At 51.4% G+C, this 2,518-nt stretch carries 1 protein-coding gene; it reads left to right on the top strand.

What is annotated here, in order from left to right; translation table 11 throughout:
- Nucleotides 1–41: 41 nt before the first annotated feature.
- The coding region (locus OSCI_RS00450; RefSeq protein WP_039961417.1) for a filamentous hemagglutinin N-terminal domain-containing protein at nt 42–2,518 on the top strand (2,477 nt) is incomplete at its 3' end.

Below are 2,518 nucleotides of genomic sequence, written 5' to 3'. Positions count from 1 at the left end.
CCCCTAGCCCCTAGCCCCTAGTTAAATAGCAAGTAAAATTTATGGTATATCGCCCCTTCCGGTTCGCAACCACTCTTTTATTTTTACTGATTCCCGCCGCCGTTAATGCTCAAATTACTCCCGATAATACCTTACCAAATAACACTACTGTACTCCCAGAAGGTAACATCAACAGGATTGAAGGAGGCACAAAACTGGGCGATAACTTATTTCATAGTTTCCAAGAATTTTCTGTGACTAATGGCGGCACTGCTTTTTTTAACAACGCTGCCGATATTCAAAATATCATCAGCCGCGTCACAGGTGGCAATATTTCTAATATTGATGGTTTAATTCGTGCTAACGGTACTGCTAACTTATTTCTGCTCAATCCTAATGGGATTATCTTCGGGCCAAATGCTCGATTAAATATCGGTGGTTCTTTTGTTGCCAGTACAGCTAATAGCATTCAGTTTGCTGATGGTACAGCTTTAAATGCTAACCCCCAAAGAGCACCTTTACTAACAGTTAGCGTGCCGATTGGCGTGCAATTTGGTCGCAATTCTGCTGGTGGCAATTCCGGCGCGATCGCAGTGCAATCCCAAACCACCGATCGCGATGGTAATATAGTCGGACTGCAAGTAAATCCCGGTCAAACTCTAGGGCTAATTGGTCGCGAAGTCCGACTCGAAGGCGGCAATTTGACAGCACCCGGAGGCACTATTGAACTGGCAACTGGGAACTGGCAACTGGGAAATTTAGCCCCTGGTAATTCCCCATTAGGAGATATATTGCTATCCCAGCAAGCCGCTGTCAATGCTAGCGGTTTAGGCGGTGGCACAGTGCGAGTGCAGGGCAAAAATGTTGCTATTAGCGATCGCGCTAGCATAGTTGCCGATACACTGGGCAACCTCAACGGCGGCGGCATAGATATCCGATCGCAAAATCTCTCAATTCAAGGCGGCGGCTTCATCTCCTCTTCCACCTTCGGCACCGGTGCAGGCGGGAACGTCAACATCAACGCTTCCGAGTCCGTAACCATTGCAGGCAGCGCACCCTTCGGCATCCTCGTCAAACTGGTAAGTGGAACCTTTGTCTTAAGCGATCGCGTAGATGGCATATTTGCTCTCAGCGCCAGTCCGGGAAACGCAGGTAGCCTTACCATTAACAGCCCACAATTGACAATGACCAACGGAGCCTCCATCTTAACCTCAGCCCTCGGCCCCGGACTTGGAGGAAACCTCGCGATCGCAGCTTCCGAAAAAATGTCAATTACCAACGGTTCCATCATCCTTACAGGCACAGCAGGCACTGGCAACGCTGGCAACATCGAAATCAACACCCCCCAACTGATCGGTCTCAATGGCAGCATAATCGCCACCAACCCCAATGCCGCTAGCGAAGGTCGAGGCGGCAACCTCACAGTCAACGCCGACACAATAGAGCTTAGCGGACTTCCCCCTGGTGCTCCCTTGCCTGGAGGCTTATTCACCGTCTCTCTCGGCGCTGGTGATAGCGGAGACTTGACAGTTAACGCCAGAGAGTTAATCGTCGGCAACGGAGCACAGGTATCCGCTTCTTCTGCTGGCAAAGGTCGAGGCGGGAATCTCACCATCAATGTTTCTGATGTAGAACTCAACGGTTTATCCCCCGACGGGCGCTTTTTAAGCGGTTTGTTCACCTCTTCCTCCCTGCTGACAGTCGCAGGTCAACAGGGTACGGCCTCCGCTGGCAACCTCAAAGTCACCGCAGATCGTTTAAGCGTCCGCAATGGGGCACAAATCTCGGCGGCAACCGGAGGCGAAGGTCAAGCAGGAAACTTGACTTTAACCGCACGCGAATCAATAGAAGTCAGTGGTTTTGCGACATCAGTCGATCCCAGTGTAGAGTCAGTTTCCTTTGGGATTATTGGTGATGGCATCGTGCCCACTGCGATCGAATCTAATACGCGCGGTAGCGGCCAAGCAGGAGATTTGATTATTAAGACTGGGCAGTTAACGGTACGTAACGGCGCAGAAATAGGAGTTAGGGGTACGGGTACGGGACGTGCCGGAAATTTGCAAGTTGATGCCAACACCATTCGTTTGAAAAATCAAGGCACGATTTCGGCTGCAACCTCATCTGGCGGCGGTGGCGACATCTTGCTTAAGGCAGATTCAGTTCAGTTGCGCGGTAACAGCAACATTACCACCAATGCAGGCTCGGCTGACGGGGGGAACATTACCCTGGATGCGGGGACTTTGGCGGCCTTAGAAAATAGTGACATTACGGCGAACGCGATCGCAGGTTCCGGAGGCCGAGTCGTCATCAATACTCAAGGAGTCTTTGGGACGGCCTTTCGCCAAGCTCAAACCCCTGAAAGCGATATTACCGCTACCTCGGATTTGGGGGCGCAGTTTAGCGGTGTCGTAGTGATCAATACCCCCGATATCAACCCCAGTTCCGGGTTAGTGGAGTTGCCCACTGACGTTCTCAATGCGGCAAATCTGACTGTACAGGGTTGCGGTGGCGATCGCGGCAACAGTTTTGTTGTCACCGG

This window comes from Kamptonema sp. PCC 6506 (assembly GCF_000180455.1).
GTDB lineage: Bacteria > Cyanobacteriota > Cyanobacteriia > Cyanobacteriales > Microcoleaceae > Kamptonema > Kamptonema formosum.
Note: the sequence above shows the minus strand (reverse complement) of the source record. Positions and strands in the feature narration are given on the sequence as shown.